The sequence below is a fragment of the Streptomyces sp. NPDC043908 genome, from assembly GCF_056435525.1.
Map to the genome: position 1 here is coordinate 354,544 of NZ_JBWKEI010000003.1, position 24,678 is coordinate 379,221.

The 24,678-nt window shown below is 71.4% G+C and carries 20 protein-coding genes; 10 read left to right on the forward strand and 10 right to left on the reverse strand.

Annotation, left to right across the window (positions count from 1 at the left end; translation table 11 throughout):
- Window positions 1-262 precede the first annotated feature (262 nt).
- The gene (locus AC069K_RS09665) at window positions 263-1,291 is read left to right on the forward strand and encodes a C40 family peptidase (protein WP_365102137.1); all 1,029 of its coding nucleotides are present in this window, start codon (window positions 263-265) and stop codon (window positions 1,289-1,291) included.
- Window positions 1,292-1,330: 39 nt separating this feature from the next.
- On the opposite strand, the gene AC069K_RS09670 is transcribed toward AC069K_RS09665, so the two are convergent.
- A complete protein-coding gene (locus tag AC069K_RS09670; protein ID WP_478614010.1) occupies window positions 1,331-2,980 on the reverse strand; it encodes a PP2C family protein-serine/threonine phosphatase in 1,650 nt (549 codons plus the stop codon).
- 506 nt (window positions 2,981-3,486) lie between these two features.
- On the opposite strand from AC069K_RS09670, the gene AC069K_RS09675 reads away from it, so the two are divergent.
- The 4 genes from AC069K_RS09675 to AC069K_RS09690 all read left to right on the forward strand — a co-directional run bounded on the left by AC069K_RS09675 (window position 3,487) and on the right by AC069K_RS09690 (window position 9,540).
- Entirely contained in the window at window positions 3,487-4,260 is a 774-nt protein-coding gene (locus AC069K_RS09675; protein WP_478614013.1) for a polysaccharide deacetylase family protein, read from the forward strand.
- Window positions 4,261-4,341: 81 nt separating this feature from the next.
- Window positions 4,342-5,793 (forward strand): amidase, encoded by a 1,452-nt coding sequence (locus AC069K_RS09680; protein ID WP_478614016.1) that lies wholly within the window; start codon window positions 4,342-4,344, stop codon window positions 5,791-5,793.
- Window positions 5,794-5,962: 169 nt separating this feature from the next.
- Window positions 5,963-7,363 (forward strand): amino acid permease, encoded by a 1,401-nt coding sequence (locus AC069K_RS09685; RefSeq protein ID WP_365102126.1) that lies wholly within the window; start codon window positions 5,963-5,965, stop codon window positions 7,361-7,363.
- Between the two features lie 95 nt (window positions 7,364-7,458).
- Window positions 7,459-9,540: a pectinesterase family protein gene (locus AC069K_RS09690; protein WP_478614019.1), complete on the forward strand. Its 2,082-nt coding sequence runs from the start codon at window positions 7,459-7,461 to the stop codon at window positions 9,538-9,540.
- A gap of 115 nt (window positions 9,541-9,655) precedes the next feature.
- Here AC069K_RS09690 and AC069K_RS09695 read toward each other — a convergent pair whose 3' ends face one another.
- The 4 genes from AC069K_RS09695 to AC069K_RS09710 form a co-directional block, all read right to left on the reverse strand.
- Window positions 9,656-10,465 carry a hypothetical protein gene (locus AC069K_RS09695; protein WP_478614022.1) on the reverse strand — a complete coding sequence of 270 codons (810 nt, stop codon included), beginning with the start codon at window positions 10,463-10,465 and terminating at the stop codon, window positions 9,656-9,658.
- Window positions 10,465-10,989 (reverse strand): SigE family RNA polymerase sigma factor, encoded by a 525-nt coding sequence (locus AC069K_RS09700; RefSeq protein WP_358831575.1) that lies wholly within the window; start codon window positions 10,987-10,989, stop codon window positions 10,465-10,467. The genes AC069K_RS09695 and AC069K_RS09700 overlap by 1 nt, the downstream gene beginning before the upstream one ends.
- 196 nt (window positions 10,990-11,185) lie before the next feature.
- The gene (locus AC069K_RS09705) at window positions 11,186-12,529 is read right to left on the reverse strand and encodes a pectate lyase family protein (protein ID WP_478614026.1); all 1,344 of its coding nucleotides are present in this window, start codon (window positions 12,527-12,529) and stop codon (window positions 11,186-11,188) included.
- 185 nt (window positions 12,530-12,714) lie between these two features.
- Window positions 12,715-13,245 carry a hypothetical protein gene (locus AC069K_RS09710; RefSeq protein ID WP_365102114.1) on the reverse strand — a complete coding sequence of 177 codons (531 nt, stop codon included), beginning with the start codon at window positions 13,243-13,245 and terminating at the stop codon, window positions 12,715-12,717.
- A gap of 275 nt (window positions 13,246-13,520) precedes the next feature.
- On the opposite strand from AC069K_RS09710, the gene AC069K_RS09715 reads away from it, so the two are divergent.
- Window positions 13,521-14,351: a rhomboid family intramembrane serine protease gene (locus AC069K_RS09715; protein ID WP_478614029.1), complete on the forward strand. Its 831-nt coding sequence runs from the start codon at window positions 13,521-13,523 to the stop codon at window positions 14,349-14,351.
- A 63-nt stretch (window positions 14,352-14,414) separates the two neighbouring features.
- Here the strand turns inward: AC069K_RS09715 and AC069K_RS09720 are convergent, their stop codons facing one another.
- Entirely contained in the window at window positions 14,415-15,224 is an 810-nt protein-coding gene (locus AC069K_RS09720) for an alpha/beta fold hydrolase (protein WP_478614032.1), read from the reverse strand.
- A 193-nt stretch (window positions 15,225-15,417) separates the two neighbouring features.
- On the opposite strand from AC069K_RS09720, the gene AC069K_RS09725 reads away from it, so the two are divergent.
- The 4 genes from AC069K_RS09725 (at window position 15,418) to AC069K_RS09740 (ending at window position 18,187) form a co-directional block, all read left to right on the forward strand.
- Window positions 15,418-15,648: a hypothetical protein gene (locus AC069K_RS09725; RefSeq protein WP_358831580.1), complete on the forward strand. Its 231-nt coding sequence runs from the start codon at window positions 15,418-15,420 to the stop codon at window positions 15,646-15,648.
- A gap of 5 nt (window positions 15,649-15,653) precedes the next feature.
- Window positions 15,654-16,682 carry a serine hydrolase domain-containing protein gene (locus tag AC069K_RS09730; protein ID WP_478614035.1) on the forward strand — a complete coding sequence of 343 codons (1,029 nt, stop codon included), beginning with the start codon at window positions 15,654-15,656 and terminating at the stop codon, window positions 16,680-16,682.
- A 244-nt stretch (window positions 16,683-16,926) separates the two neighbouring features.
- Window positions 16,927-17,484 (forward strand): GNAT family N-acetyltransferase, encoded by a 558-nt coding sequence (locus AC069K_RS09735; protein ID WP_478614038.1) that lies wholly within the window; start codon window positions 16,927-16,929, stop codon window positions 17,482-17,484.
- 274 nt (window positions 17,485-17,758) lie between these two features.
- Window positions 17,759-18,187: a DUF3592 domain-containing protein gene (locus tag AC069K_RS09740; protein WP_478614041.1), complete on the forward strand. Its 429-nt coding sequence runs from the start codon at window positions 17,759-17,761 to the stop codon at window positions 18,185-18,187.
- A gap of 81 nt (window positions 18,188-18,268) precedes the next feature.
- On the opposite strand, the gene AC069K_RS09745 is transcribed toward AC069K_RS09740, so the two are convergent.
- From AC069K_RS09745 to AC069K_RS09760, 4 genes are all read right to left on the reverse strand, one after another.
- Complete coding sequence (locus tag AC069K_RS09745; RefSeq protein ID WP_365102098.1) at window positions 18,269-18,769, reverse strand: VOC family protein; 501 nt, start codon at window positions 18,767-18,769, stop codon at window positions 18,269-18,271.
- Window positions 18,770-18,905: 136 nt separating this feature from the next.
- Entirely contained in the window at window positions 18,906-20,462 is a 1,557-nt protein-coding gene (locus AC069K_RS09750) for a class I adenylate-forming enzyme family protein (protein ID WP_478614044.1), read from the reverse strand.
- Window positions 20,446-22,341: an ABC transporter ATP-binding protein gene (locus AC069K_RS09755; RefSeq protein ID WP_478614047.1), complete on the reverse strand. Its 1,896-nt coding sequence runs from the start codon at window positions 22,339-22,341 to the stop codon at window positions 20,446-20,448. The genes AC069K_RS09750 and AC069K_RS09755 overlap by 17 nt, the downstream gene beginning before the upstream one ends.
- Entirely contained in the window at window positions 22,341-24,191 is a 1,851-nt protein-coding gene (locus AC069K_RS09760; protein WP_478614050.1) for an ABC transporter ATP-binding protein, read from the reverse strand. The genes AC069K_RS09755 and AC069K_RS09760 overlap by 1 nt, the downstream gene beginning before the upstream one ends.
- Window positions 24,192-24,678: the final 487 nt, after the last annotated feature.

Consider the following 24,678-nt stretch of genomic DNA (forward strand, 5'->3'; position numbering starts at 1 on the left):
CCCGGAGGCGGTTCTCAACGCGCCTCGTCCGCCCGGCCCTTGAGCGAGGGGCCACGCCACGGCTCGTAGCGGGTGTGTGAAATGTGGGAAAAATGTGCCCGGTGATCCAGATTTTGCACACGAGGATTTGAACAGATCACAACTCGGTCACTAGGGTCATGTCTCGAACCTTCGCGCGATCGTTCACCCAATCGGGGTGCCGGCGAAGCGGCCGCCATGTCTGCGCAGTTCGGCGGCTCTGAGGAAGAAGGAGCTGCCTACCGTGGGGTCCCACCGCCGTCCCAGGAATCCGAGCCGCGCCCGCGTCAGCGTGCTCACCGCGACCGCCGCCGCGGCCGTCGCGCTCAGCTCCCAGACCGCCGACGCCGCGCCGGCCAAGCCGAGCAAGGACGAGGTGAAGTCGAAGGTCGACGAGCTCTACCACCAGGCGGAGAAGGCCACCGAGGAGTACAACGGGGCCAACGAGAAGCAGACCGCCCTCCAGAAGGAGGTGACGGCCCTCCAGGACCAGGTGGCCCGCGGCCAGGCCGAGCTCAACGTCCTGCGCAACGGCATCGGTTCGCTCGCCAGCGCCCAGTACCGTACCGGCGGCATCGACCCCTCCGTCGCCCTCTTCCTCTCCGCCGACCCGGACAGCTACCTCGACAAGGCCTCCGCGATCGACCAGTTGGGCGGCAGGCAGGCCGAGGCCCTCCAGACCATCCAGTCCAAGCAGCGGGCCCTGGCGCAGAAGCGCGCGGAGGCCACGCGCAAGCTCGCCGCCCTCGCGGACGTCCGCAAGACGGCCAGTGAGAAGAAGCAGTCCTTCCAGGGCAAGCTCGCCGAGGCGCAGAAGCTCCTCAACACCCTGACCACCGCCGAGCGCGCCAGGATCCAGCAGGACGAGAACCGCGCCAGCCGTGACGCGGGCGCACGCGTGGACCTGGGCCAGGAGAAGCCGGGTTCCGGACGCGGTTACGCCGCCCTCCAGGCCGCCGCGACACAGATCGGCAAGCCGTACCAGTCGGGCCACGAAGGCCCCGACTCCTACGACTGCTCGGGTCTGACCCAGTGGGCCTTCGCCCAGGTGAACGTCCACATATCGCGCGTCACGTACACGCAGATCAACGACGGCAGCCCGGTCGCCTTCAGCCAGCTCGCCCCCGGCGACCTGGTCTTCTTCAACAACCTCCTGCACGTCGGCATCTACGCGGGCAACGGCATGGTGCTGCACGCCCCCAAGCCCGGAGCCTTCGTCCGTTACGAGAAGATGAGCTACCTCGGCAGCTTCTACGGCGCCCGCAGGATCTGACCGGTCCACGCGCCCCGGGGCCGCCGTGAGGCGGGCCCCTCACAGCGCGATGTGCAGGGCGCAGATGTCGTCGCGGCGGCCCTCGGGAGTGACGAGGGTGTCCAGGATGCCGTCCAGGACGCGAGGGCTGCCGCTGCCCGCCGCCGCGGCGCGCACCAGCCGGGCCAGCCCCTCGGCGAGGTCCTCGCCCGGCTTCTCGACCAGGCCGTCGGTGTACAGCAGCAGATGGTCGCCGGGGAACAGACGCAGGGTGGACGCCTCGTAACGGGGCGTGGCCGTCGCGCCCAGGAGGATGCCGTGGGGGGCGGGCAGATAGCTCGCCCGCCCCTCGCGCAGCAGCAGGGGCGGCAGATGGCCGGCCTGTACCCAGGTCAGCTGCGACAGCGCGGGATCGAAGTGGGCCATGATCATGGTGGCCGTGCCGAAGTTCCGCTCGGACGTGTGCAGCAGCAGCGTGTTGAGCCGGGTGAGGATCGCCGCCAGGGGCATACCGGTGATCGCCATGCCCTTGGCGGTGAAGCGCAGCTGGGCCATGGTGGCCACCGCGTCCAGCCCATGGCCGGCGACGTCACCGATGACCAGCAGGGCGCTCCCGTCGGGCAGCTCGATGGCGCTGTACCAGTCGCCTCCGACATTGAGCCCTTCCTGGAGGGGCTGGTACGCCACTTCCACCGTGAGCCCCGCCAGGCGCAGGGACTGCTGCGGCAGGGGCAGCAGGGCGTGCTGGAGGCGCCCCGCGAGGTCGCGCTCGGCGGTCAGGAGGCTCTGCTGGGCCAGGGCGGCCTGCTGGTGCTCCAGGAGCTGCTGCTGGGTCCGCTTCTCGGGGGTGCGGTCCTGGAAGAACCCGTGGACCTCCACGGGGTTCTCCTCCACGTCCAGCTCGGCCTCCGCGACGATCCGGACGTGCCGGGTCTCCCCGCCGGGAGTGGTGATCCGGAAGGTGTGGTCGGCGGGCCGGCCCTTGCGCGTCAGCAGCCGCACGGTCCTGGCCAGGGCCGGACGGTCCTCGGCGACGATCTGGGCCGCCAGGTCCTCCAGCGTCATGGGCTCCGTGGGCCGGTCCCGGCCGAACACGGCGTAGACCTCGTCGGACCAGGTGATCACGTTCTGGGAGAGGTCCCAGTCCGCCCAGCCCATGCGGCCCAGCCGCTGCATCACCGTGAGGCGGCGCTGCTCGCGCTCCCCGCTGTCGAGACGGATCCAGGAGACGATCAGGCCGTCCTGGCAGGCCGCCGCCCGGACGGAGAAACGGGACAGGCGCGGTATGCCGGCGAGGACCTCTTCGTACTCGAAGGGGTCGCCCTCGTACCGGACGCCGCTCCGCAGTGCCTGGAGGTACCCCAGCCACAGGTCGGTACCGGCCACGCTCGGGTAGGTCTCCAGGATGCTCAGCCCGACCAGTTCCTTGCCGCGGCGGGCTCCGATGTCGACCGATTCGGGCGCCGCCGCCATGATCCGGAAATCGGCGACCTCTCCGTCGTCCCCGTACACCGGCAGCAGGAAGATCGCCGAACCGGACAGACCGTCGAGCACCTGCTGCACGGCGGAGAACCGCGCGGCGGGCGCCGCGTCGTCTCCGGCAGCCGGTGCGCCGGGAACCGCGTAGCGGCTCAGCGCGAACACGGGGTCGTTGCCCGCCGCGCCGAAGCCGCTCGTCCCCGCCACCACCAGCTCCTCGTGGTCCTTCATGCAACGAGCATGGCACGCCGCAGGACCTGCTCCCGACAGTACGGATCATCTGCCGGCCGTCCCGGACGGCGGCTGCCCGGGCGCCGGGCGGGTCGCCCCGGGCCCCGGTCCCGGGATGCGAGGAGGTTACGCGGTTTCCCCGGCGAAACGAAGCCCGGGGGGTGCCGTCCAGGGGGTGCGGAGGTGACCGGCTTCACTGGCGGGAGCGCGGCCCCTGTCCGGTCGTGGTACGGCCCGCCGGGGTGAACTCCTGAACGCGCCGGAGCGGCAGCCGCCCCGGCCGCGGCGATCAGGACGGCCCCGAAGCTGTCGACAGAACCTGGTCAAATGGTGACAATTCGCATCAATTGGCTTGCTGTGGACTGCTGTTCGCGAGGAGATGTCCGCGATCCATCCCGGAAATGTCCGTGATCCGTAACGGACGCATCCCTTAACCTCGGTTCCTCGTCCTGCCAGATGGTCGCAAGGCGACCGCGGTAGGCGAAGGACTGCGTAAAGGGGCGGACATGGCACGGCACGGCGGCGGGCGGGCTTGGTACGGCAAGATGATCGGGGCGGCGATCGGGGTGACGGTGCTCGCCACCGGTGCCTCGGTGTGGACCGCCCAGGCCGGCCCCGCGGACGAACCGTCCCCCAAGGTCTCCGCTTCCGCCACGCCGACGAGTGAGGCCAAGCGGGTCGCGACGACCATCGCCCACTCCTCGGAGGCGGGGGCGCGCGGCGTCAACATCACCATCGACGACGGCCCCGACCCCCGCTGGACCCCGCAGGTGCTCGACGTGCTGCGCGAGTACGGGGTGAAGGCGACCTTCTGCATGGTGGGCACCCAGGCGCAGGCCCACCCCGACCTCGTGAAGAAGGTCGTCGCGGCCGGGCACCGCCTCTGCGACCACTCGGTGTCGCACAACACCGGCATGGACAAGAAGTCGCGGGCCTACCAGTCGCAGCAGATCCTCGACGCCGAACGCATGATCACCAAGGCGTCCGGGGGCGTACGGCCGATGTACTACCGGGCGCCCGGCGGGGCCTTCACCCCCTACAGCCGCGAGCTCGCCGCCTCCCGTGGCATGCGCCCGCTGGGCTGGAACGTGGACAGCAAGGACTTCGAGCGTCCTGGTACGAACGCCATCGTCGCCACCGTCGAACGGGAACTGCACAACGGCCCCACGCTCCTCTTCCACGACGCGGGCGGCGACCGTACCCAGACCGTCCAGGCCCTGCGCCGCATCCTTCCCTGGCTCAAGGAGCAGGGTTATTCGTTCGGCTTCCCGGTGCACTGAGAGGCACCCGACCCGGACCCCAAATCTGTTGTACGAACCGGTATTTCATGCCCTCACAGGGGGGCCGGTACGGTCGGTTTCATGGAGTGGACCTATGCGACGGCCGAAGAACTCACCGCCGCCCTGTGCGCCGGTGACGTGACCTCGGCGGAACTGACCGACGACGCGATCACCCGCATCGAGCGGGACGACAAGACCATCAACGCGATATGCGTGCCCGACTTCGACCGTGCCCGGGCCGCCGCGCGCGCCGCCGACCGGGCGCGCGCCCGCGGCGAGGACCGCCCGCTGCTCGGCGTCCCGGTGACGGTCAAGGAGTCCTACAACATCGCCGGGCTGCCCACGACCTGGGGCATGCCGCACCACCGGGACTTCCTGCCGGACGAGGACGCGGTACAGGTGTCGCGGCTCAAGGCGGCGGGTGCGGTGGTGCTCGGCAAGACCAACGTGCCCGTGGGGCTCCAGGACGTGCAGTCCTTCAACGAGATCTACGGCACCACCAACAACCCCTGGGACAGCGGCCGTACGGCGGGCGGCTCCTCCGGCGGATCCGCCGCGGCCCTCGCGGCCGGGTTCGGTCCGCTGTCCATCGGCTCCGACATCGGCGGCTCGCTGCGCACCCCCGCGCACTTCTGCGGTGTCTACGCGCACAAGCCGTCGCTCGGACTGGTGGCCGACCGCGGTATGACCCCGCCGCCCGCACCCGCCCTGCCGGTCATCCACGACCTCGCCGTCGTCGGTCCCATGGCGCGCACCGCCCGCGACCTCGCGCTCCTGCTCGACGTCATGGCCGGCCCGGACCCGCTGACGTTCGGCGTGGCGTACGACGTGGCACTGCCGCCCGCCCGCCATGAGCGGCTGGGCGACTTCCGGGTGCTGGTGCTGGAGGAGCATCCGCTCATCCCCACCGGGTCCGCGGTGCGGGCGGGCGTGAACCGGGTGGCGGACGCCCTGGCGCGGGCCGGCGCCCGCGTCGAGCGGCACAGTGCGCTGCTGCCCGACCTGGCCGAGAACGCGATGGTCTACACGCAGTTGATGTTCTCCGGCGCCGCCGCGCGTTTCCCCGTCGAGGTGTACGAGCAGTTGCGCGCCCGCGCCGCCGGGCTGGGCGAGGAGGACCGGAGCCTGGACGCGACACGGCTGCGCGCGATGGCGTTCAGTCACCGCGACTGGATGGAGGCGAACAACTGTCGCGAACTCCACCGCCACGGCTGGCGGCGGCTCTTCGCGGAGTTCGACGCGGTGGTGTGTCCCATCACGCCGACCCCCGCGTTCCCGCACGACCACACCCCCGACCCGCTCGAACGCCGGCTCGACATCGACGGCGTCGCCTACCCGTACCTGGACCAGCTCGTCTGGGCCGCTGTGGCGACCATGCCCGGGCTGCCCGCCACCGCCGTACCGGCGGGCCGGTCCCCCGAGGGTCTGCCGGTCGGAGTGCAGCTCATCGGCCCGATGTTCGAGGACCGCACCCCGCTGCGGCTGGCCGAACTGCTGGAGCGGGAGATCGGCGGCTTCCAGGCGCCCCGGTAGCGAGCCGTCCGGGTCGGTGCGGGGGTGGTGGCGGCTCGTAGGGGCGTACGGGCCCGGTCACAGTCGGTGAGGAACATTCCCGGATAACGGACAGACCAGACAGAAGATCGCGTCGTCGTCTCACAATCGGGCGTACATCGATCTCAGCAATTGGACAGGCCTTTCCGTTATGAGCCGGACCCTCACCTCCCCGTCCCCGCACCAGGAAGGGCACCAGCAGGACACACCGCTCGCGAACGGGCTCAAGCAGCGGCACCTTTCGATGATCGCCCTCGGCGGTGTCATCGGAGCCGGGCTCTTCGTGGGCTCGGGCGCCGGGATCGCGGCTGCCGGGCCGTCGATCGTGCTGGCCTACGCGCTGTCGGGCGTGCTGGTGATGTGCGTGATGCGCATGCTCGGCGAGATGTCCGCGGCCGATCCGGCCTCCGGGTCGTTCTCCGTGCACGCCGACCGCGCGATCGGCCCGTGGGCCGGGTTCACGGCCGGATGGATGTTCTGGACCCTGCTCGTCGTGGGCGTCGGGATCGAGGCGATCGGCGCCGCCCACATCATGCAGGGCTGGTTCCCCGGCACCCCGTCCTGGCTGTGGGTGCTGGTCTTCATGGCGCTGTTCTGCGGCGCCAACCTGGGGGCCGTGTCGAACTTCGGCGAGTTCGAGTTCTGGTTCGCCGCCCTCAAGATCGGTGCCATCGCGCTCTTCCTCGTCCTGTGCGCGCTGGCGGTCCTGGGCCTGCTGCCCGGCACCGATTCCCCCGGTACGGCCCACCTCCTGCACGACGGCGGATTCCTGCCCACCGGCGTCAGCGGCCTGCTCGTCGGACTGCTCGCCTCGGTCGTCGCCTACGGCGGCCTGGAGACGGTGACCATCGCGGCCGCCGAGTCCGACGACCCGGTGCGCGGCGTGGCCAGGGCCGTGAGGACGACCATGTGGCGGATCGCCGTCGTCTACGTGGGCTCCATGCTGGCGATCGTCACCCTGATCCCGTGGAACGACCCGGCGGTCACCGGGTCCGGCCCGTACGCGGCCGTCCTGGACCGGCTCGGCGTTCCCGGCGGCGCGCGGATCATGGAGGCCGTCATCCTCGTCGCGCTGCTGTCCGCGATGAACGCCAACATCTACGGCTCCTCCCGCATGGCCTACTCGCTGGTCGCGCGCGGCCAGGGCCCCGCCTTCCTCGGCAGGCTCTCCGGCCGGGTCCCGCGCCACGCCGTCCTCGCGTCGTGCGCGTTCGGCTTCTTCGCCGTACTCCTGTCGTACTGGTGGCCCACCACGGTCTTCGCCTGGCTGCTCAACATGGTCGGCGGCGTCGTCCTGGTCGTGTGGGGCTTCATCGCGGTGTCCCAACTGGTGCTGCGCCGCCGCCTGGAGCGCGAGGCCCCCGAGAGGCTCGCGGTCCGGATGTGGGGGTTCCCGTATCTGACCTGGGTGGCCCTCGCCGGGGTGGTGGGCGTGCTGGTCCTCATGGCCGTCGACTCCGGAACGCGGGTGCAGGTGTACTTCACCGGCGGCCTCGCCCTCGCGCTGGCCGCGGTCGGATACGTGCGCCAGCGGGCGGCCACGGCGCGCTGAGCCACGGCGAGGTTTTTTCGGGGAGCACGGCAACCATACGGACTCCGGCGGCAACCAGAAACCGATCCTCCCTCTTCAAGGAACGGAAGCCGCATATGAGTTCGACCCGCCGCGCGTCCCGTCATCGCAGACCGCACAAGGCCCTGGCCATCGGCGTGCCCCTGGCACTGGCCGCCTCCGGCGTGCTGGCGTACGGATCCGTGTTCGGACTGGGACTGGGCGACGAGGAGAAGGCCGCGGCCGCGGAGGCTCCCACGTGGGCCACCGCCGCCGCCGACGGGTTCGCCTCCGTCAACGCACTCGGTCAGAACGGCACCTACGGCGGCCGCGACGGCAAGACCGTCACCGTCAGAACGCTCGCCGATCTGGAGAAGTACGCCACCGCACCGGACCCGTACGTCATCGTCGTCGCCGACACGATCAACATGGCCCCCGTCGGCAAGGAGATCAAGGTCGCCTCGCACAAGACGATCATCGGCTCCGGGTCGCTGGGGCACATCGTCGGCGGTGGCTTCTTCCTCGGCCAGGGCGTGCACAACGTCATCATCCGCAACCTGACGATCAGGGACTCCTACCAGGGCGTCTGGAACGACAAGGCGCACGACTTCGACGCCGTCCAGATGGACGGCGCCCACCATGTGTGGATCGACCACAACGACCTCCGGCACACCGCCGACGGACTGATCGACGTCCGCAAGGACAGCACCTACGTGACGGTGTCCTGGAACAGGCTCAGCAACGCCAACAAGGCCTTCGGCATCGGGTGGACCCCGAACGTCGTCACCGACATCACGATCCACCACAACTGGATCCGCGAGACCGAGCAGCGCAACCCCTCGACGGACAACGCCGCCCACGCGCACCTCTACAACAACTTCCTGGAGGACGTCCCCGGCACGGCCATCAAGTCCGCCTACGGCAACTACGCTCGCGGCAAGACGCGGATGGTGCTGGAGAACTCCTACTTCCAGGGCATGAACAACCCGGTGACCAGGGACTCCGGCGCCGCCCTCGTCCAGCGCGGCAACCTCTTCTCGGGCACGAGCGGGCGCAACGAGAGCGGCGGCGGTGCGGCCTTCGACCCGAAGACGTACTACCGGTACACCCCGGACGCGGCCGTCGACGTGCCCGCCCTTGTGAAGTCCGGTGCCGGACCGCGGAGTTCCTGGGGCAAGGCGGCCGCCGCCAACGCAGCTGCCGCCAACACCACCGCCAACGCCGCCGCCACCAAGACGCTCACCGTCGCCAAGGACAACACGGGCCAGTACAAAACGGTCCAGGCCGCGGTGGACGCCGTGCCCGTCGGCAACTCCTCCCGCGTCGTCATCTCGGTCAAGCCGGGTACGTACCGCGAGACGGTCGACGTGCCGGCGAACAAGCCGCACGTCACCATCCAGGGCTCGGGCACGAGCCGCAAGGACACGGTGATCGTGTACGGCAACGCGGCCGGTATGCGGAAGCCGGACGGGTCGGGCACCTACGGCACTCCGGGCAGCGCCACGGTCGCCATCCGCTCGGACGACTCCCAGATGCGCAACCTCACCGTCTCCAACGACTTCGACGAGGCCTCGCACCAGTCCCTCAAGGACCACCAGGCCGTGGCCCTGCTCACGACCGGGGACCGGATCGTGCTGAACGGCCTCATCGTCACCGGCGACCAGGACACGCTGGAGATGGAGACCGCGGCGAAGGACAAGCCCGGCCGCGTGTACATCACCCGCTCCTACATCGTCGGCAACGTCGACTTCATCTTCGGCCGTGCCACCGCCGTGGTCGACCAGTCGGTCATCACCCTCAAGAAGCGCTGGAACGGCAGCTCGGCCGGATACATCACCGCCCCGAGCACCCCGGCGGGCCGCCACGGCATCCTCATCAACCGCACCACGGTCAACGGTGACGTGGCCGCCGCCTCCTTCTCCCTCGGCCGGAACTGGCACCCCGGCGGCGACAAGACCGTCGACCCCCAGGCCACCGTCCGCAACTCCACCCTCAGCGCCGCGATCAAGCGCGCTCCCTGGAGCGACATGGGCGGTTTCTCCTGGAAGGAGGACCGCTTCGCGGAGTACATGAACACCGGTCCCGGCGCCGGTCCCAAGAGCGCCGACCGGCCCCACCTGACCGACGCCCAGGCCGCGGACCAGCAGGTCTCGGACTGGCTGGGCGACTGGACTCCGTAGACCGCCGGGAAGAGAAGGAAGGAGCCCGGCAGACGCGTCCTCGCGCGACTGCCGGGCTTCTCCGGCTTCTCCGGCCTCTCCGTGTCGCACGGGCACGCGGTGGTGCGGCGCGGTGTCAGCCCGACGTGGCTCGGGGGGCCGCGCGGAACCGGCCCGTGACGGTGTACCGCTGCCCCTCGGCCGTCGTGGCCGAGGCGGTGTAGACATCGGCCGTCGCCGCCCGCGGACCTTGGGCGTGGTTGTACTGCACGGCGAAGACGTGCCGGCCCGGCGGGACGGTGCGGCCCGGCTTGAGAGTCCACCGGTAGGTGAGCGCGCCACCCTTGTCGATGGTGGTCAGGGCGAAGTCGTCCGTGGGCAGGGTCCGCCACGCGCCGGTGGAGGCCACCCCGCCAGTCTGGGCGACGCGGACCTCCACCGTCAGCGCGCGCAGGGGCACACCGGTATGGAAGGTGAGGTTGCTCTGCGCCCAGAAGGCGTTGGAGTGCGGGTCGACGGCACCCTCGGACCGCAGCGGCCCGTCCTGCGAACGGGGAGGGGCGCCGGCCGGGGGGGAGGGGTCGGGAGCCCGGCCCGTCGCGGAGGGGTGCGAGGGGGCGGGGGCCCGGTCCGTCGCGGAGGGGTGCGAGGGGTCGGGGGCCCGGCCCTTCGCGGAGGGGTGCGAGGGCGCCGCCGGGACCGTGGCGACCTCCCGCCCGGCGCCGCCGCCGTGAACGGTGGCGGCGATCGCGAATCCGCCCGCCACGAGCGCCGCGGTCGAGGCGACGGTGGCGAGGGTGACACGGGGCCAGGACAGCGGCGCGGCCGCCCGGCGGCGGGGACGGGGACTGTGGGAGATGCCCTGGTGGACACGTGACAGCATGCCCTCCCGGTCGGGCTCGTGAGCGGCCGCCGCTTCCCGCAGCCGGCGCTTCAGGTCCTCCATCAGTTCCTCGTTCCGCTCAGTTCCTCGGCGGCCTGCGCCCCGAGGATGCGCTGCAGCTCGGCCATACCCTTGGAGGTCTGGCTCTTCACCGTACCGACGGACGTCCCGAGGGCGAGGGCGGTGTCCTTCTCCGACAGGTCAAGGGCGTGGCGCAGCACGACGCAGGCACGCTTGCGGAACGGCAGCCGCGCCAGCGCGCGGCGCACGTCCACGACGGCATCCACGTCGGGGTGCTGCGCGCGGCCGGGGAGGGCCGCCCAGAAGAGGTGGACGCGGCGCCGTTCGCGGGTGAGGGCGCGGATGCGGGCGCGGGCCATGTTGGTGACCACGCCCCGCGCGTACGCCACCGGGTGGTCGGCGCCCCGGACGCGGTCCCAGCGGTGCCAGAGCGCGACGAAGGCGTCGGCGGCCAGGTCGTCGGCGGTGTCCGCCTCACCGGTCAACAGACGGGCGAGACGGGCCAGCTCCGCGTGGTGACGCTCGAAGAAGTCATGGAACTCCGCGGACGCGTCATCAAGAGCCATGGCGGAGTCTCCGTGGGGTGTGCCCGTGCCCGGCCCGAGCCAGCGCCGGTGTTCGTGCCCGCCGTTGGTGACGGGGCCGGTGAGCATACCAAGCATTCGGTCAGCTCTTTCCATGTCATACAGGGGGCGCTCTCTCTTCCCCGGCCCGCCCCGGTGCCCGGGCGGCGTCAACCCAACCGGGCACCGGGGCGGCGGATCACTTCAGGACACCCGAACCCGCGCGGGCGGCCAGGGAGGCGGGCAGGTTCGCCGCGGACGACTCCAGCCCCGCGGACAGCGCGGGCTTCCACGCCACCGCGGTCTTGATCTTCTTGCTGTTGGCGGCGTTGTGGACGGCGACGAGGTCGGTGACCGCGCCGTTGACCATGTTGCCGCTGCCGGCGAACGCGCCCGTCCCGTCGCCCGACAGGAGCTGGGAGGCCTTGCGGCCCGAGGCCAGGGTCCAGAAGTTGTTCTGCCCCACGATCTGGACGCCGGCGCGCGCGTTCACGCTGTAGCTGTGCGCGTAGCCGTTGCGCGCGGTGGTGTCGAAGTGGTTGTTGTAGAGGTGGACCTGGCCGACCCGGGCCAGCGGCGCCCGCTGCACGATGCCCTGGAAGACGTTGTGGTGCAGGGTGACGCGCAGCTTCGTGTCCTTGTCGCTGCTGCCGATGAGCATCGTCTTGTCGTGGTCGGTGAAGCGGTTGTACGAGACGGTCACCAGGTCCGAGGCGTTGGTGATGTCGAGGGCTCCGTCGTGGACCTGGTACTCGCGGCCGTAGTAGCGCGGGTTCGACGCGTCGAAGTGCGGGCTGTCGGTGAACGAGTTGTGGTCGGCCCACACGTGCGTCGCCCCGCGCAGGGTGACGGCGTCGTAGTTGGAGTTCCAGTTGCCCTCCGAGCCGTCCTTGGGGTCCCACTGGGGGAAGCAGTCGCGGGTGTCGGCGAAGGTCAGGTTGCGGATGATGACGTTGTCCACCTTCTGGACCAGCAGGCTGCCGCCGTTGATGCCCGCGTCGGTGCCGGGCACGCCGACGATGGTGGTGTTCGACGGCACGGCGATGCCGACCCGCTCGGCCTGCCGTGCCTGCGCCGCCGCGCGGGCGGACTCCTGCGCGCCGGACGGCTGCTTGGACCGTCCCCAGACCGACGGGTCGTAGGCCTTGAGGTAGGCGGCGAGTGAATAGCCCGTGCCCTTGGCGTAGTCGGCGCAGGTCAACGGGCGGCCCTGGTCGTCGGTGTTGGCGTTGATGCGGCCCTTCACGCGGATGATCCTCGGGGCGCCGGACGGGCCCGCGCGGAGCGCCTTGACCAGTTCGGCCCGGGTGGTGACGGTGATGTCGTGGGCCTTGTCGGCGGCCTGTCCACCGGTGGTGCCGGAGCCGCTCGACGCCCAGCCGTCCTTGGCGGCCAGACCGGCGTGTGCGAGGTCGACGGCTCCCGCGTCGGCGCGCATGGCGAACGGCAGGAAGCCGAGGCCCGCCGCGGTGACGAGTCCGGTGCCGAGCAGGGCGACACGGCGGCGGGCGGGGAGGCGGCGGCGGTGCGAGGAAGGGGTCATCGGGTGGTGATCCTTGTGCGGAGGTGGAGCGGAGTACTGCTCTGTCACCCCCTCAGTTGCCGCCGCGGGCCCCGGGGTTGCCGGTGGAGGGAGGAAAACCGTGGGATCTGGGTCACACCCCGTCGGCCCCGGCCGGAGACCGCCCGTTGCCCCACCCCGCACCCTCACCTTCCGGCGTCACGTGCTCATGTGTCGGCGAAGACCTTCCGGGCCTGGCGGCGGCGCAGCTCTTCCAGATTGCTCAGCTGGCGTACGGCGCGGTCGGCCAGGACGTCGAGGTGCTGGGCGTCGAGACGCTCCTCGGTGTCGGTCAGCTCTCGCAGGGTCTGCCAGCAGGCGGCCTTGCCCTCGACTCCCAGCCGGAGGAACTCCAGTTCCACCATGGTGGTCAGGGGCGAGCGGCGCACCAGGCTGCCGTTGCTCTTCAGCCGTCCCACCCGTTCGGCAAGCCGCCCCGCGTAGACCTTGTAGCGGCGGATGGGGATGTCGAGCCGCCGCATGATGTCCACCAGACTCCTGCGGTCCTCGGCGATCTCCTTCGCGATGGGCCCGAGGCTCTTCGTGACCTCCGGGTCCGTGCATTGCTCGGCGAGGTAGTGGGCCCGCTCGACGCCGACGGTGGCGCCGAGCAGATGATCGTTGAGGTAGATGGCGAGCAGGTCGGAGCCTGTGCCCTGGCCGTGTGCCTGACGCGAGCGCGGTGCGCGGGTGGTCATCGGGTCGTTCCCTTCGGTGCGGTGCGCGGCCGGAGCGAGGCCGTTCGGCCGTCCCGCGCGCGGTGACAGCCGTACCGCTCTGCTCCGACCGTGCCGGGCTGTCCGGGCGCGTCACGGGTACCCGGGGGAGTACCGCTCGACACCCTCGGCCGCCGGCGGGAGCGGGGGCTTCCGGCCAGGCCGGGCCGGGGTCGCGGTGGCGCGGGAGTCGCGTGCCGCGTGACCGCGGACAGCGGGGGTACCTGGGTTCCGTCGGCGGAGAGGAGGCCGGTCAGGTGGTGATACCGGTTCATGACATCAACCCGGTCCGGCGTACTCCCTGGGTGACGTACGCGCTGGTGGCGGCGAACCTCGTGGTGTTCCTGCGGACGCCCGGTATGGCCGGCTCGCTGGCCGGGGGTGACAGCCTGTCCCAGCTGTGCCACTTGCAGGCGTTCCTGGATCACTGGGCGGCCGTACCGCGGGAGCTGGTCCACGGTCGCGTGCCCGCGTTGGTGGCCACGGGGCAGACCGGGGTGGGTCCGGCGGGCCCCGGGTGTGTGGTCGGCCCCGCGGATTACACCAAAGAGCCGGCGCTGTCGGTGCTGACGGCGATGTTCCTGCACGGAAGCTGGCTGCATCTGCTCGGCAACATGCTGTTCCTGTGGATCTTCGGGAACAACATCGAGGACCGGTTGGGGCACGTCCGGTACGCGCTGTTCTACCTCGTGTGCGGGTACGCGGCGGCCTACGGATTCGCGCTCGTCAACGCGTCCTCGTCCGCCCCGTCGATCGGCGCGTCGGGGGCGATCGCGGGCGTACTGGGCGCCTATCTGGTCCTCTACCCCACGGCCAGGGTCTGGGTGCTCGTCCCGTTCCTGGTCTTACTGCCGCTCCGGCTGCCCGCGTGGGCGGTGCTGGGGTTCTGGTTCGCGCTTCAGGCGCTCTACTCCTACGGAGGAGGGGTCTCCGACGCGGGGTCCGTGGCGTATCTCGCGCACGTGGTCGGCTTCGTGACGGGCATGGTCCTCGCGTTGCCGCTGAAGCCGGGGACGGTTCCGCCGCCCGAGCCCGAGGGGATCCTGTGGGGCAGGCGCTCGCGCCACCGTCGGGCGTACGGCGGGTGAGAGGCGCGTTCACCGACAGCGGGGCGGCCGACGGCTTTTCGAGGGAGAAGTTGAGGGAGAGGGTCAGATCTGGACGGTCTCCGTCGCCTCGACGATCACTTCGGCCACTCTTGCCGGCTGTTCCACCAGGAGGGCGTGACCCGCGTCCGGGACCGTCACCATCGTGATCTCCGGGCTCGCCTCCAGTTGGCGGCGCTCCTCGTCCTTGAGGCCGATGTCGTCGCGGTCGCCGCGTACGACCCAGGAACGCGTACCGGACGCGTGCAGACGGGCCACCAGGGAGGGGTGGCGGTCGAGGTACTCGTAGTAGTGCCGGGTGACGCGGCGGCAGAACACCGGATCGTTGTTGCCCAGGTCCGCCGCCAGTTTCTCCGCGCGGTCCTCCGGGATGCCTCCCTTCAGCATCTCCTTCTTCATCATCGGGGGCACCGCCTTGAGCATGGCCGTCCAAGCCAGCGGGCCCAGAGCGGGCACCCGTCCCACCTGGTCCAGGACACCGAGGAACTTGGCCTCGTCCGCCCGGGAGAACGTCGGTGACAGGAGGACCAGGGGGCCCGGGACGACACCGAGGGCGGCCATCTCGATCGCAACGTTGGCGCCCAGACTGTGCCCGACGACCACCTGGCAGCCCTCGGCGGCCGCCAGCTCGCCCATCAGGCGTGCGTAATGCTCCATCGACAGGTCGGCGGGCGGTGTGGTCCGGCCGAACCCCGGCAAAGTGGCCGCCACCATGCCCAGCCCCGCCTCGGCCATCACCGGCTGGGCCATCACGTCCGCGAAGAACTCCGTGGTGCACATGCCGCCCGGCACCAGCAGCACCCGGCGAGCCGCGTTCGCCGGGCCCGCCCTGCGCAGGTCCAGACTTCCGTTCATACCTCCACACTGAACGTGCCGTGCGGTTCCCGCGACTGTTTCCTGCGGCTGTTCCTGGGCCGGACCGGCGGCCGGGTGCCGGCAGGGGCCAGCTGATCCGTAACCGGCGCTTCGATCGCGCCAACTCCGGGCCCCTCACCCACACGGTCAACCTAGGTTGACGATCCGAAGAGAAGTCAACTAAAGTTGACTCATGACCGGAGTGGATATTTCGTCGATCACCGAGAACGCCGATCCCGTCGCGGCCCTGCGCGAGGCGGCCGCGCTGCGCCGCCGCCTGGAAGGGCAGGAGGAGGTTCTCGTCCACCGGGCGCGGGTGGCGGGAACGACGTGGACGCAGATCGCCGAGGCGCTGGGAGTCTCGAAGCAGGCCGTCCACAAGAAGTACGGCGGCCGACGGCTCTTCGGCCGGACCGAGGCGTGACGCCCATGTCCTCGCTCCTCGATGATCTGACACGGCGTACGGCGGAGCGGCTCGGCGCCAGGCAGCGGGGCGCCGTCGTGGTGGGTGCCGTCCGGGGCGGGCAGTCCGCAGTGCACGGCGCGGACCCCGGCACGCTCTTCGAAATCGGTTCCGTCACCAAGACGTTCACCGCTCTGGCCCTTGCCCGGCTCACCGTGCGGGGCACCGTGGAGCTGGACCAACCGCTCCGCGAGCTGCTGCCCCGTGACATCACGGCTCCGGAACGCGGCGGTGAGGCCATCAGGCTGGCGCATCTGGCCTGCCACACCTCGGGCCTGCCCCGGTTGCCCAAGGGCCTGCTGCCGCGAGGCCTCTTCCGGTCGGACCCCTACGCCGGCTGCACGGGCGAACTCCTGCTGGACGGATTGCGGCGCACCCGTCTGCGGTCGGTGCCCGGTACCCGTTTCCGCTACTCCAACATGGGGGCCGGCCTGCTCGGATTCGTCCTGGCGCGTCACACCGGCACCGACTACGACGCGCTCATCCAGGCCGAGATCTGCCGACCCCTGGGCATGACCGACACGCACGTGGTTCTCGGCCCCGGGCGCACGGCACGACTGGCCGCCGGTCACTCCCGCACCGGACGCCCCCGCCCGCCCTGGCACCTGGCCGCCCTCGCCGGCGCCGGTGGCCTGCACTCGACCGTGCCGGACCTGCTCACGCTGGCCCGCGCCCAGATGGGCGCCGCACCCGGAGAACTCGCCGAAGCCATCGCTCTCACCCACGCGACCACCCACCGCGTCAATGCCAGAACCGCCGTCCACCCCGGCTGGATCTCGGCCAACCTGCCCCGCGGCCGGCACCGGATCCTGTTCCACACCGGCGGCACGGGGGGCTACCGCAGCCTGCTGGCCATAGCTCCCGAACAGCGTGCCGCGGTCGTCATCCTCAACGCCAACGCCCGGTCCGTGGACCGTCCCGGCCTCGACCTGCTCACACAGATCATCAACTCCGCCTCCGGGCCGGATCCCGTCCCGGCCGTCACGGGCGCCTGACGGGGGCAGCCCACGGTCGGCGGCCCAAGCCACCTCCTCGGGGCGAAACGACCCCGTAGGAGAGGGCCTGAATCCACACGGCCGGGGCGCCCCCGGCGCACGTCTGTTACGGTCGCGTCGGCGCGGATGGCGCGTGAACGCGGGACCGGACTCGGGAGGTTGATGAATATGGCCGTCGACGGCCTTTCTCGGCATGCCCTTTTCCGGTCCGCCCGCTGACGCTCCGCGGGACGGGTCGTCCACCATGACCCACCAGGAGACATCCGTGCCTTTCGCCACCTCCCATGACCTCGACGAGCTCACCACCGACCGGCTCGTGCTGCGCAGTTGGACCACGGCCGAGGCCGCGGCCGTTCTGAGCGGCACCGCCCGTCCGGCCGACTGGGCCGAGGACTTCCCCGCTGACGGCGACCGCGTCATCGCGGCCCTCTTCGACGACAACCCGGCCTGGCTCGGTGTGTACGGCCACCGGTTGATCGCCGAACGGGACAGCGGCCTCGTCGTCGGCTCGCTCGGCCTGTTCTGGCCGCCCGCCGAGGGAATCCTCGAAATCGGGTACGGCGTCGTCGCTTCCCGGCAGGGCCGGGGCTACGCCACCGAGGCCACCCGGGCGCTCGCCGCGTTCGCCCTCACCGCACCCGGCGTCCACACCGTGGTCGCCGGGGTGGAACTGTCCAACCCCGCCTCCGTCCGCGTCCTGGAGAAGGCCGGATTCGAACGGTACGACACCACCGCCGCCGAGCCCGGTGACGGCGTGGCCCGGTTCCGCCTGACCACACCGCCCGGCCACAACCGGCCCTGACCCCTCGGGCCGGCGGCGCACACCGCCGCCGGCCCGTGCCCGGCGGGCATGTCGTTCTCGCCCGGTGGGGCACGGGGATCGGGACTGGGGGCCGCCCGCGCGCGTCGCGTCGGGTCGTCTCATCGCGACAGCGCATCCATGACGGGACCCCTCGCCCCTCCGGTCCTGCGCCGTCGGGTCAGGAGAGGGGAAGCCACAGCGGAGGCATGAGCGTTCCCTCATTCCCCCTGTGCTTCCCTGCAACCAAAACCCCAGCTCAGGCGTCACGTCACATATGCAACGCGAATGGTTCGCCGCCCTCATCCCGCTGGCGCTCGGCGTGTGTTTCCTCAGCCTTGGCGTACACGGGCTCCGCCGCGCCAAGACGCTGCGTCTGCGCGGCGTCACCGCCAAGGGCCGGATCGTCCGCCACGAGCTCGCGCGGAGCGAGGACAGCGGCAAGTTCTACCACCCGGTCGCCGCCTGGACGACCGAGGACGGGCGCGCCTGCGAGCACTCCTCCCGGTTCGGTCGGGGGCGCGTCGAGAACCGATTCCGCGTGGGGGCGAACGTCACGGTTCGCTACGATCCGCAGACGCCCGACCGGTTCGAGATCGAGGGCTGGGACTCGACGGTCGTCGACCGGCTGTTCGCCGTGCTGGGGGCCGTGATGACCGCGGGGACGGTGATCACCGTCCTGATTGTGTGGCTCTGTTCTCGCTGAGATCAGCAGGAACGTACATGTCAGAGGGTCTTCCCCCGGTCGGCGGCGGTGACTCCGGGCCGGGGGACAGCGCTTGTCCTGTCAGGTCGCGGATCCGGCCGCCGCACCCGTTCTGAGGTCCGGGCCCCAGCGCCTGAGCGACTCTTCGAGGTCGAGCGCGCCCAGGCGGGCCTTCTCGGACGCGTCCGGCCAGTCCTCACGCGGTACGCGCCACATGATCTCGAACTCGTTGCCGTCGGGGTCCTTGGCGTAGAGGGACTTCGACACGAGGTGGTCGGTGGCGCCGACCATGGCGGCGCGCTTGTTGAGCTTGTCGGCGATCTCGACGAGCTCGCCGAGTGTGCCCACCTCCCAGGCCAGGTGGTAGAGGCCGACACGCCCCTGTTCGGGCCCGGGCGCGTCCGGGCCGACGGAGAACAGGCCGAGGTCGTGGTCGTTGAGGGTGCCCTCGGCGCTGAGGAACGCGGCGCGGCCCGGGATGTCGACGTCGAGGTGGAAGCCGAAGACGTCCGTGTAGAACTCGACGGCCCGCGCGACGTCGCGTACGTAGAGCACCGCGTGGTTGAGGCGGCGTACCGGCATGGGGTTCTCCCTGGGGGGCGGCGAGGCGCGGGTGGCGGCCTCGGGTGCGACGATAAAACAATGTGAGACTTCAAGTAAACACCTCCGGTGCCATGGGCGCGCGTACGGCCGAAACGCGCCGGCGGGTCGGACGGGGTCAGGCCGGGTCGTCCCGGTCCGGCGCGGGGGCGGTCGCGGCCACGGCCGCGCGCCGGATCTTGCCCAGGGAGGTCCTGGGCAGGGACGCCACACACGCGATCGTGGCGGGCACCTGGTGGGCCAGGAGCCGGTCCCGGCAGTGCGCGGTGATCGCGGCGGTGCTGAGCGGGGAGCGCGGTACGACGGCGGCCCGTACGCGTTCGCTGGCCTGCCCCTCCACGGGCTCGCCCCAGACCACGGCCTCGGCGACGCCCGGGTGGGCCAGCAGGACGGCTTCGACCTCCAGGGGATTGACCTTCTTGCCGCCGACGTTCACGAAGGAGTCCTTGCGGCCCACCAGGTGCAGCCGGCCCTCTCCGTCGAGCCGCGCCAGGTCGCCGGTGACGTACCAGCCGTCGCGGAAGGCCCGCTCGGAAGCGCCCGGGTGACCCAGATAGCGGGTGAACATCGCGGGGGTGCGCACCAGCAGCGCGCCCGTGCCGCCCGGCGGGACGGGCCGGTCCGCCTCGTCCACGAGGCGGATCCGCACCCCCCGCACCGGCCTTCCCACACCGGCGTCGGCCGTGCCGTCCGGCTGGGGGAGCTGGGTGGCGATGACACCCGCCTCGGTGCTGCCGTAGACCTGCTGGACGGCCGGGCCGCAGTGCTCGGTGAAGCGGTCCGCCACCTCCGGGGGCAGGGCCGCGCCGGAGGACAGACACAGCCGTACGGTCTCGCCCGGGCGGGACGTCTCGCGCCAGGAGGCCGCGGAACGGGCCGCCAGGTCGTACGCCAGCGGGGTTCCCACCACGATGGTGCAGGCGCGCCCGTGCATGGTCCGCAGCATGTCGGCCGGGGTGAACCGGCCGAGCAGGACGAGTTCGGCGCGGGCGTGCAGCGCGGTGGTGAGCGCGGCGACCATGCCGAAGGAGTGCAGCAGGGGCACGGCCGCGAGCAGGCGGTCGGCGGGGGTGACGGCGTAGGTGTGGGCGTAGACGGCGCCGCCGCTGACCAGGTCGCGCTGGGAGTGCACGGCGGCCCTCGGCTCGCCGGTGGAGCCGGAGGTGTACTGGTAGAGCGCGGGGGCGTCGGGTGGCGGCGCGGGCAGCGATGCCGGACGGGCCGTCGCGTCGGCCGGGGCGGTCAGTTCACGCACGTCGACGAGGACCCCGCCCTGCCACCGGTCCGGTGACGCGGCACCGGTGAGCGTGCGGAGCCTGGCCATGTGGCCGATGAGGTGGAGGGGCCCGAGGTCCCGGTGGACGCCGAGGAGGCCCGACTCGGTGCTGTCGGGTTCGAGCGGCGTGAGGGGGACGCCCGCGCGCAGCGCGCCCAGGAAGGCCACGGTGCCTTCCAGGGTGTTCTCGAAGAGCAGGCCCACGGCTCCCTCGCCGTCGGCCGGAAGGCGTGTGCGCAGCCGGTGGGCGGCGGTCAGGACGCGGTCGGCGAGTTCGCCGAAGGTGAGCGTCCGCGTCCCCTGGCGTACGGCGGTGGCCGCGGGGGAGAGGCGCGCGGCGCGCTCGACGAGCTCCCACGGCGTGGCGGGGGACTCCGTGGGATCAGTGGTCGACGGCATCGCTGGCCTCCGCTGTGTGCGCCCCCGCGCCGACCGGAGCCCGTTCGTCGCCGTACGGTTCGTCGCCGTACGGTTCGTCGGCCGGGTCGTGGTCGGGGTGCTGGTGGTGGAAGTACTGCCGGTAGAGGCGGCTGTAGGCGCCGTTTCGCCGCATGAGCGTGGCGTGGTCGCCCTGCTCGACGAGCCGCCCGCCGTCCACGACGACGATGCGGTCGGCCTTGCGGACGGTGGGGAGCCGGTGCGCCACGACGATCGTGGTGCGTCCCGCCGAGAGCGCGTCGAGCCCTTCCTGGATCTGGGCCTCGGTGAGCGGGTCGATACTGGCGGTGGCCTCGTCGAGGATGAAGATCGGGGCGTCCTGGAGGAAGACGCGGGCCAGCGCCACGATCTGCCGCTGGCCGGTCGACAGGTTGCGCCCGCCCTCGTCGGTGGGTGTGTCCAGACCGTCGGGCAGTTGCCGCAGCCAGGCGCCGGAGGCCACCGCGCGGGCCGCGGCCTCGACCGCCGCGCGGTCGGCGCCCGGCCGTCCCAGCGCGATGTTCTCCGCGACGGTGCCGGAGAAGAGGAAGGGTGTCTGGGTGACCACGCCGAGGCACCGCCGGTACTGCGCCAGGTCGAAGGTGCGCACGTCCTGGCCGTCGGCGAGGAGGCTGCCCTCCTGGAAGTCGTACGAGCGGGTCAGCAGACGCACCAGGCTGGACTTGCCCGCCCCCGTGTGACCGACCAGCGCGACGGTCTCCCCGGCCGCCACGTTCAGGTCGACGCCGTGCAGCACGGGGCGCTCGGGGGTGTAGCGGAAGCTGACGCCGCGCAGTTCGAGCGCGCCGCGCAGACGGGGCGGGGGCAGGTGGGCGCTCTGGTGGACGGCCGGTTCCCGGTCGATCAGCGCGAAGATCCGCTCGCCGGCCGAGAGGCCCTGCTGGAGCTGCTGCCAGAAGGAGGCGATGGCGGCGACCGGTGACCAGAAGAGGGCCAGGGCCTCCAGGAAGAGGACCCATTCCCCGGCCGAGAGGTCGCCGGAGGCGACGTTGTGGCCACCGACCAGCACGACCGCCGCGGTGCCGAGGCCCGTCAGGGAGATGAGCAGCGGGAAGATGCCGCTGAAGAGGCGGTTGAGGCGCACACTCGCCCGGTACCAGTGGTCGTTGACCGTCCGCAGCCCCGCTTCGGCCGCCGCCTCGCCGCGGTGGTTGCGCGCCACGGTGATCCCGCGCAGGGTCTCCTGGACGAAGCCGCTGACCTCGGCGAGAGCCTGCTGCTGGCGGGTGGAGGCGGTGCGCGCGCGTGTCCTGAAGGCGAGGCTGACCGCGACGATCAGGGCGGCGACCACGGTGGTGAGCAGCGCCAGCGGCACATTGATCACGAACAGGGCCGTCAGGATCAGCAGGACCACCAGGACCTGGCCGATGAGGGACAGGACCAGGGAGAGCAGCGCCCCGAACGTCTGGGTGTCGTTGGTGACACGGCTGACCACCAGGCCGGTGGGGTGGGTGTCGTAGAACGCGAGGTCCTGGCGCATGGCCGCGGCGAAGACGTCCTCCCGCAGCTTGAGCACCGCGTCGCCGACCAGCGTGCCGGTGAGGCGCTGCTGGAGGACGGTGAACAGCCAGGCGGCCGCGCCGGCCAGGAGCACGGCCGCGGCCAGCAGCGCCATCGCGGAGCGGGAGTCGTCGTCCAGGGCCGAGTCGACCGTACGGGCCAGGAGGACCGGTACGGCGCTGCCCGCGGCGGCGGCCACCACCACGGCCGCGGTGACGAAGGCCACCGCGCCGCCGCGACCCCGGAAGTAGGGGGTGATGCGGCGCAGCAGCTGCCGGTCGCCGTAGTGGCGGTCGTAGGTGTCCTCGGCACCCGCCTCGATGCCTTCCAGGAGTGCCATCAGCCGGTTCCTTCCTCTGCTCCGGCCGGGACCGGGGCGGTGGTGGTTCCCTTCGCGTCGGGGGCCGTGTACGGCGCGAAGATGGTGCGGTACAGCGCGCAGGTGCGCAGCAGGTGTTCGTGGGTGCCCTGGCCGACGACCCGGCCGGCGTCGAGGACGACGATGTGGTCGGCGGCGCGGATGCGGGAGAGCCGGGGGGTGACGAGGAAGGTGGTGCGGCCCGTGGCGGCGCGCCGCATCGCGAGCTGGAGTTCGTGCTCGGTCACGCTGTCGACGGCGCTGGTCGCGTCGTCCACGGCGAGGATGCGCGGGTCGGTCACCAACGCGCGGGCGATCGCCAGGCGTTGGCGCTGGCCGCCGGAGAGGGTGATGCCGCGCTCGCCCAGCACCGTGTCGTACCCGTGCTCGCTCGCCATGACGAAGTCGTGTGCCTGGGCGGTACGGGCCGCCTCCTCCAGCTTCGCCCGGCCGGTGCCGGGCGCCGCGCCGAAGGCGAGGTTCTCGGCGATGGTGCGGGAGAACAGGACCACGTCCTGCTCGACCACCGCGACCTGGCCGCGCAGCGCCTGCGGGTCCCAGGCGGTGGTGGGCACGCCGTCGACCAGGACCTGTCCCTCGTTGGGCACGTAGGTGCGGTTGAGCAGGTGCAGGAGCGTGGACTTGCCGCTGCCGGTGGCACCGACGACCGCGACGGTGGTGCCGGGAGCGGCGCGGAAGGAGATGTCGTGCAGCACGGGTTTGCCGTCGCCGTAGGCGAAGGTGACGTGGTCGAAGACGACTTCGCCGCTGATGACCGCCGTGTGCCGGCCGCCCTCCTCGTCCTCTCCCGCCCGGTCGTTGATGATCTCCAGGATGCGCTGTGCTCCGGAGAAGCCGAAGAAGATGAGCCCGATGCTGAAGGAGGCGAGCTGGGTCGGGGCTCGCAGACTGCTCATCAGACCCAGGACCGCGACCAGTTGGCCGACGCTGAGTGAGCCGTCGCGCAGCAGGAAGACGGCGTGCAGCAGGGTGCCGGCGGTGGCCACGGCCAGCAGCAGCGGGGGGAACGACAGGGCCTGGACGTGTGCCTGGCGCACGGCCGCGTCCCGGTAGGCGGCGGCGGCGCTGCGGAAGCGGTCCTGTTCGCGTGCGGCGCCGTCGGTCGCCTCGACCGCCTCGATCCCGGAAATGCTCTCGGCGGCCTGCGCGGACATCGCGCCGAACTCCTCGCGGGTGAGGTCGGAGACCGGTTCCAGGCGGCGCCCGTGGTCCATGAGGGCGACGACGAACAGGACGACGAAGATGCCGGGGAAGAGCAGGAGCCGCCAGTCCACGGCCGCGATGAAGACCAGCGGGATGAGGGTGTTGAGCGCCATGTCGAGCGTCATGTCGAATCCCGGCGACACCATGAGCCCGAGGGCCTCGGCGTCGCCGGTGGCGCGGGTGGACAGGTCGCCGGTGCGGTGCCGGTTGAAGAAGCCCTGCTTCTTGCGGAGCATGCTGGCGAACACCCCCGCCCGCGCGTCGCGTTCCAGGCCGCTGGCGAACGCCTCCAGGGCGTAGGTGGAGGCGATGCCGCAGACGCCCCGGACGAGGACCAGGCCGAGCAGCACGGCGCACACGACGTGCAGGGCCCCGAGGTCCGGGTCCTGGCCGTTCGTCTTCAGTACGGCGTCGAAGGCCAGCCCGATGACCAGGGGGAGGGCCGCGGTGAGGGTCTGCCAGAGCAGGCTTCCGGCCAGATGGACGGCGATGTGCCGGCGGAAGTGACGCATGTGCAGGCGGAGCCAGGGGCCCACGCCCATCTCGGGTCCGGTGGCCGGCGCCGGTGCGGACGCGGGGCGGGTCTGCTCGGCGGTCTCGGTCGTCATCGGTCTCTCCCGTGCGGTGTCACGGAGCCGGCGGGGTGGGCGGTCAACGGTTCGGTGCTCCCTTTGTTCCTGGGGTTGTTCCCCGGGCCGGTCCCCGCGCTGTTCCTCGGCGCGGGAATTGCCCAGGGGAATGTGACGCCATGACGCGCGCCGACCCGGCTGTTTCCGGGCGGGCTTCCGGTTTTTTCCGGCTCCTCCGGAGTGCCTTTCGGGCAGGCGGGAGCCGGGCGGGTAACAGGTGCGTCAGGAGGGGAAGTTAGCTGTTTTTTCGGAAAAACGAAACCGGCGGCCGGGTGAGCGGGTGGCTGGGAAAGTTCGAAATCCCGACCGTGACGGTCATGGTGACGGTCATGTCCACGCCATGTCCCGGATGCCGTGGTTTGTTCGGTTTATTAACTTTGTTGGTCTGTAAAATCGGATGATGGCTCATAGCTGGGGCAATTGGCCGGATGGTACTGGTTCCCCCGAGTCCCTGTTGTTATAGTCA

Coding starts and splice junctions, on each gene's coding strand:
- AC069K_RS09740 (WP_478614041.1), top strand. CDS start 17,759: ATGCAACGCGAATGGTTCGCCGCCCTCATCCCGCTGGCGCTCGGCGTG.
- AC069K_RS09750 (WP_478614044.1), bottom strand. CDS start 20,462: ATGCCGTCGACCACTGATCCCACGGAGTCCCCCGCCACGCCGTGGGAG.
- AC069K_RS09755 (WP_478614047.1), bottom strand. CDS start 22,341: ATGGCACTCCTGGAAGGCATCGAGGCGGGTGCCGAGGACACCTACGAC.
- AC069K_RS09725 (WP_358831580.1), top strand. CDS start 15,418: ATGACCGGAGTGGATATTTCGTCGATCACCGAGAACGCCGATCCCGTC.
- AC069K_RS09685 (WP_365102126.1), top strand. CDS start 5,963: ATGAGCCGGACCCTCACCTCCCCGTCCCCGCACCAGGAAGGGCACCAG.
- AC069K_RS09760 (WP_478614050.1), bottom strand. CDS start 24,191: ATGACGACCGAGACCGCCGAGCAGACCCGCCCCGCGTCCGCACCGGCG.
- AC069K_RS09730 (WP_478614035.1), top strand. CDS start 15,654: ATGTCCTCGCTCCTCGATGATCTGACACGGCGTACGGCGGAGCGGCTC.
- AC069K_RS09735 (WP_478614038.1), top strand. CDS start 16,927: ATGACCCACCAGGAGACATCCGTGCCTTTCGCCACCTCCCATGACCTC.
- AC069K_RS09745 (WP_365102098.1), bottom strand. CDS start 18,769: ATGCCGGTACGCCGCCTCAACCACGCGGTGCTCTACGTACGCGACGTC.
- AC069K_RS09690 (WP_478614019.1), top strand. CDS start 7,459: ATGAGTTCGACCCGCCGCGCGTCCCGTCATCGCAGACCGCACAAGGCC.
- AC069K_RS09720 (WP_478614032.1), bottom strand. CDS start 15,224: ATGAACGGAAGTCTGGACCTGCGCAGGGCGGGCCCGGCGAACGCGGCT.
- AC069K_RS09700 (WP_358831575.1), bottom strand. CDS start 10,989: ATGGCTCTTGATGACGCGTCCGCGGAGTTCCATGACTTCTTCGAGCGT.
- AC069K_RS09670 (WP_478614010.1), bottom strand. CDS start 2,980: ATGAAGGACCACGAGGAGCTGGTGGTGGCGGGGACGAGCGGCTTCGGC.
- AC069K_RS09675 (WP_478614013.1), top strand. CDS start 3,487: ATGGCACGGCACGGCGGCGGGCGGGCTTGGTACGGCAAGATGATCGGG.
- AC069K_RS09695 (WP_478614022.1), bottom strand. CDS start 10,465: ATGGAGGACCTGAAGCGCCGGCTGCGGGAAGCGGCGGCCGCTCACGAG.
- AC069K_RS09705 (WP_478614026.1), bottom strand. CDS start 12,529: ATGACCCCTTCCTCGCACCGCCGCCGCCTCCCCGCCCGCCGCCGTGTC.
- AC069K_RS09710 (WP_365102114.1), bottom strand. CDS start 13,245: ATGACCACCCGCGCACCGCGCTCGCGTCAGGCACACGGCCAGGGCACA.
- AC069K_RS09680 (WP_478614016.1), top strand. CDS start 4,342: ATGGAGTGGACCTATGCGACGGCCGAAGAACTCACCGCCGCCCTGTGC.